Here is a 4,494-nt window from a genome sequence, read left to right on the forward strand (position 1 = left end):
GGCGAGGGGGGATTCGGGGGTGGCGGTGACGATCGCCATCGTGGCCGCGAGCGGCGGCACGAGCACCGTCTGGTGCGTGAGCGTGCCCAGCGCCACCAGCACGGCCAGTCCGACCGAGGTCGTGACGGCCGCCGAGGCGATCGTCCGCGGGGGCAGCCGCGGCAGGTGGTGCTTGCGGCGGCGTTCGGGCGCCGGCTCCGCCTGGCGGGACGCGGCGTCGGCGGTCCTGGTCGCCCCGGGCGCGTCAGTCGCCATGGGGGTGACCTGTCTCGGGGCGGGGCGGGGTACAGGCCCCCGGGGCGCGCGGAATCAGCATGGGGACTCCTCGGAACCATCCCCGTATCCGGCCCACGGCGGCTCTTCCGTGACGACGGGGATCACGCCCTCGATCGTGGCGTCGCCGCGCGGCGCGCGTCCAAGACCGCCTTCCTATCGCTTGATCGAAGGCCTCTATTGATCCGCCCGGGGGGCGCAGCCGGACGGGGCACAGGTATCCCTGCGCCGAGAATGGTCGCCATGGACCGGCTGCTGCACCTCGACCGCACGCTCGACGAACTGGACCCGCCCCGCTGGGAGGCTCCGTCCGCTGACGCGACCCATCTCGTCCGCGCCGTGCACGCGTTGCGGCGCGTGCCGCTCGGCGACCTCGGCGCGGCGGATCTGCGCGTGCTGCTCACCCAGCAGGTGGGCCTGCCGTACGTCCTGCCCCTCGCGGTGCGGCTCCTCGTGGAGGAGCCGCTGCTGGACGCGTGCTTCTACGAGGGGGACCTGCTGCTCGCGGCTGCCGGAGTCCCTGACGCCGCATGGGCCGCACTGCCCGATCTCGCCGCCCGCCTGAGCGCCGTCATCGCGGGCCTGCCGGAGGCGGCGGTCGCCGGCCTGCCGCGCGGCACGGCCCAGGACCTCGTCCGTTTCGGCTCTCTTCGTCGCTAACGGACCGCGCGCACCTTGGCGATGAGCAGTCCGCCGAGCAGCGTGACGAGTGCGGTCGCGAGGTACAGGCCGGTGTAGCCGCCGAGGTGGGAGATGACGGGGGCGGCGACGGCGGGGGCGAGCACCTGGGGGCCGGAGTTGGCGATGTTGATGACGCCGAGGTCCTTGGCCCGGTTCTCGGCGGCCGGGAGGACCTGGGTCACCAGGGCCTGGTCCACGGCCAGGTAGATCCCGAAACCGGCGCCCAGCACCGCGGCCGCGGCCATGGCGGCGGGCCAGGTGTGGACGCAGGCCAGCAGGACCGCGCCGAGGGCCATGACGACGGCGCAGAGCCGGACGAAGACCTTGCGGCGGCCGGCCCGGTCGGAGAGCACGCCCACCGGCACGGCGGTGAGCGCCGCGCACAGGGTGTAGATCAGGGTGAGCACCAGTACGCCGGTGTCGGGGTCCTCGATGCCGACCGAGTCGGTGAGGTAGTAGAGCAGGTACAGCGTGCCCATCGCGTTGCCCAGGTTGATCAGGAAGCGGGTCAGCCAGGCCCAGCCGAAGTCCGGGTGGCGGCGCGGGCTCACCCACAGGCCGGCGACCAGGCGCCGCGGGTCGAGCGGCGGACGCAGCGCGCGGGGCAGCGCGGGTTCGCCGAAGCGGAGCACGAAGGGCAGCGCGAGGACGACGGTCAGCAGGGCGATCGTCGCATAGCCCGAGGCGACCCCGGTGACCACGGTGGTCGTGACGACGGCGCCGATGACCAGACCGAGGGACTGGGTGATGCCGGTCCACCCGGAGACCTCGGCGCGCTGGGCGACCGGCACCCGGTCGGCGATGGGCGTGGTGACCCCGGCGAGCATGGCGTTGAGCCCGGCCTGGGCGAGGCACCAGCCGAGGGCCACGCCGAGGACGGTGTGCTGACCGGACGTGACCAGCAGTCCCGCCGCCCCGGCCAGCGCGCCGCCGACGATCCACGGCCGGCGGCGCCCGAACCGGGAGGCCGTCCGGTCGGACAGGGCGCCGGCCACGGGGTTGGCGACCATCGCGACCAGGGCGCCGGCGCCGGTCACCCAGGACAGCGCCGTGTGCTTCCCGGCCGGGTCGATGTGTTCCAGCTGCAGCGGCAGCAGGATCTGGATCGGGGTCATGAAGGCCATGAACACGGCCAGGGTGGCCAGGCTGAGCAGGGCCGTCCAGCCCGGACGGACCCGGGCGACCGGTTCGGCCGACAGGGCGTCCGGGGTGTGGGCGGCTTCCTCACCGGTGTGGCGCATGCGGTTCCCCCTGCAGCACCCGAGAACATGAGGTCATCTCATGTTCGCGCGAGTGTAGTGCCGGGCCGGCGGGCCGCCAAGGGATACGGACGGATCAGGGCGCGGTGCGGCGTGCCTGCGCGATGCGCTCCCGGTACCAGTGGTAGGAGGCCTTCGGTGTCCGCCGCTGGGTCGCGTAGTCGACGTGGACGAGCCCGAAGCGCTGGTGGTAGCCCTCGGCCCATTCGAAGTTGTCCAGCAGCGACCAGGTGAAGTAGCCGCGTACGTCGACCCCGCGGGCGTGCGCGGTCTCGACGGCCTCGATGTGGCTGCGCAGGTAGTCGATGCGCGCCTCGTCCCGGACCTCGCCGTCGTCCGAGGGGTGGTCGGCCTGGGAGCAGCCGTTCTCGGTGATCCAGACGGGCGGGAGCGCGGCCCCGTACCGCGCGTCGAGACCGGTGAGCAGTTCGGTGAGGCCGTCCGGCACCACCGGCCAGCCGAAGGCCGTGCGCGGGTACGGGGGACCAGGGACGGCCGCGTCCGGTTCCAGGATGTCGAAGGGCAGGCCGGCCTCCGCCGAAGGGGCGGCGATCCATGTGGGGTTGTAGTAGTTGACGCCCAGGCCGTCGAGGGATGCGGCGACCACCGCGAGGTCGCCCTCGTGGACCACGCCGCCCCACGTCGGGTCGGTCAGCCCGTACGCGGACAGGTCGGGGTAGCCGCCGAGCAGCAGCGGGTCGGTGAACAGCCGGTTGTGCAGGGCGTCGTAGGCCGCGGCGGCGGCGTGGTCGGCGTCGGTGGCGCCCTCGCGGGTCCGCACCGGGGTGCAGTTGTTGGCGATCAGCACCTGCGCGGGGACGGCGGCGTGCGCGCGCAGCGCGGCGGTGGCGAGCCCGTGCCCGAGCAGCTGGTGGTGGGCGACGGGCAGCGCCTCCAGCATCAGGGCGCGGCCGGGGGCGTGGGTGCCGAAGGCGTAGCCGAACACCATGTGGACGAAGGGCTCGTTGAGGGTGATCCAGCGCGTGACCCGGTCACCGAGGCGCCCGGCGACGACGGCGGCGTACTCGGCGAAGTGGCGGGCCGTGTCCCGGTTCAGCCAGCCGCCCCCGTCCTCCAGCGCCTGCGGGAGGTCCCAGTGGAAGAGGGTCGGCGTGGGGGTGATGCCGGCCGCGAGGAGTTCGTCCACCAGGCGGTCGTAGAAGCCGAGTCCGCGCGGCTCGACGCGGCCCCGGCCCTCCGGCAGGACGCGCGGCCAGGAGATCGAGAAGCGGTAGGCGTCGAGCCCGAGGCCCTTCATCAGCGCCACGTCCGCGGTGTGGCGGTGGTAGTGGTCGCAGGCGACCTCACCGGTGTGGCCGTCGCGGATCGCGCCGGGCCGGGCGCTGAAGGTGTCCCAGACGGACGCCCCCTTGCCGTCCTCGGCGACGGCGCCCTCGATCTGGTACGCGGCGGTGGACGCACCCCAGCTGAAGGAGGCGGGAAGCGGGGACATCGGGATCCTCTCCTCTGCCGTACGCGAAAAACATGAGTGTTGCTCATGTTGGGCCTCGCCAACGTACACCCGATCCGGCAGAGTGGGACCATGCAGGCAGCCACCGATCCGTCCGGCCCCCTCCGCCGCCGCCCCGTGCAGCAGCGCAGCCGGGAACGTTTCGACCGGATCCTGGACGCCTGCGCGCACCTGCTGGACGAGGTCGGCTACACGGCGCTCACCACCAAGGAGGTGGCCCGGCGCGCGGACGTCCCGATCGGGACGCTGTACCAGTTCTTCCCCGGCGTCGACGGGCTGCTGGGCGCGCTGGCCGAACGGAACCTGGGGCGCTTCGCCGACCGACTCGCCCGCCGGGTGGAGGCCGAACGCCCGCCGCGGATCGGGGCGATGGTGGACCTGGCGATCGAGGAGTACGTCGCGATGCGCCGCGCCGTACCGGGCTTCGGCGTCGTGGACTTCGGGGCGATCGGCCGCGAGGACCCCCGCAGCGTCCACCTCCTCGACGCGGTGCTGGAGAACAACGCGGCCGTCGCCGACCGGCTCTGGTTCCTCGTCGGCGGGCTGCTCGGCGACCGGGACCAGGCCGCCGCGCGCGTGCGGCTGCACGTCGCCCTCGAGTCCGCCGACGCGGTCCTGCGACTCGCCTTCCGCCGGGACCCCGAGGGCGATCCGGTGCTCATCGCCGAGTGCAAGCGGCTGCTGCGGGGCTACCTGGGCGGGTGACGTACACGCCGGAGCCCCGTGGTGCCGTCAGGGGGCGTCACGGGGCTCCGGTGCGTGTGTGCTGCCGGTGGTGTGCCGGGGTCAGCCCTTGCGGGCGGTGACCTC

General features: G+C 73.7%; 4 protein-coding genes and 1 pseudogene. 2 read left to right on the plus strand and 3 right to left on the minus strand.

All coding sequences use genetic code 11. The annotated features are described in order from the left end of the window. Nucleotides 1-255: pseudogene (locus PV350_RS44860) on the minus strand (hypothetical protein); the annotation flags it as partial. Between the two features lie 261 nt (nt 256-516). Here PV350_RS44860 and PV350_RS44865 point away from each other — a divergent pair. Continuing rightward, on the plus strand, nt 517-933 hold the full coding sequence (locus PV350_RS44865) for a contact-dependent growth inhibition system immunity protein (protein WP_499514885.1): 417 nt from the start codon (nt 517-519) through the stop codon (nt 931-933). Here PV350_RS44865 and PV350_RS44870 read toward each other — a convergent pair. Both PV350_RS44870 and PV350_RS44875 read right to left on the minus strand, forming a co-directional pair. Continuing rightward, nucleotides 930-2,195, minus strand: a complete 1,266-nt coding sequence (locus PV350_RS44870) for an MFS transporter (protein WP_500339097.1) — start codon at nt 2,193-2,195, stop codon at nt 930-932. The two genes, PV350_RS44865 and PV350_RS44870, sit on opposite strands and share 4 nt — an antisense overlap. A 94-nt stretch (nt 2,196-2,289) precedes the next feature. Beyond that, on the minus strand, nt 2,290-3,666 hold the full coding sequence (locus PV350_RS44875; RefSeq protein WP_499514883.1) for a GH1 family beta-glucosidase: 1,377 nt from the start codon (nt 3,664-3,666) through the stop codon (nt 2,290-2,292). A gap of 90 nt (nt 3,667-3,756) precedes the next feature. Here PV350_RS44875 and PV350_RS44880 point away from each other — a divergent pair, with 90 nt between their 5' ends. Continuing rightward, nucleotides 3,757-4,389: a TetR/AcrR family transcriptional regulator gene (locus tag PV350_RS44880; RefSeq protein WP_500339098.1), complete on the plus strand. Its 633-nt coding sequence runs from the start codon at nt 3,757-3,759 to the stop codon at nt 4,387-4,389. The last annotated feature ends 105 nt before the right edge of the window (nt 4,390-4,494 follow it).

The sequence above is a fragment of the Streptomyces sp. PA03-6a genome (assembly GCF_033792765.1).
Lineage (GTDB): Bacteria > Actinomycetota > Actinomycetes > Streptomycetales > Streptomycetaceae > Actinacidiphila.

Bases quoted from the DNA above. Each gene is read 5' to 3' on its own strand.
- PV350_RS44875 (WP_499514883.1), bottom strand. From the start codon at position 3,666: ATGTCCCCGCTTCCCGCCTCCTTCAGCTGGGGTGCGTCCACCGCCGCG.
- PV350_RS44865 (WP_499514885.1), top strand. From the start codon at position 517: ATGGACCGGCTGCTGCACCTCGACCGCACGCTCGACGAACTGGACCCG.
- PV350_RS44870 (WP_500339097.1), bottom strand. From the start codon at position 2,195: ATGCGCCACACCGGTGAGGAAGCCGCCCACACCCCGGACGCCCTGTCG.
- PV350_RS44880 (WP_500339098.1), top strand. From the start codon at position 3,757: ATGCAGGCAGCCACCGATCCGTCCGGCCCCCTCCGCCGCCGCCCCGTG.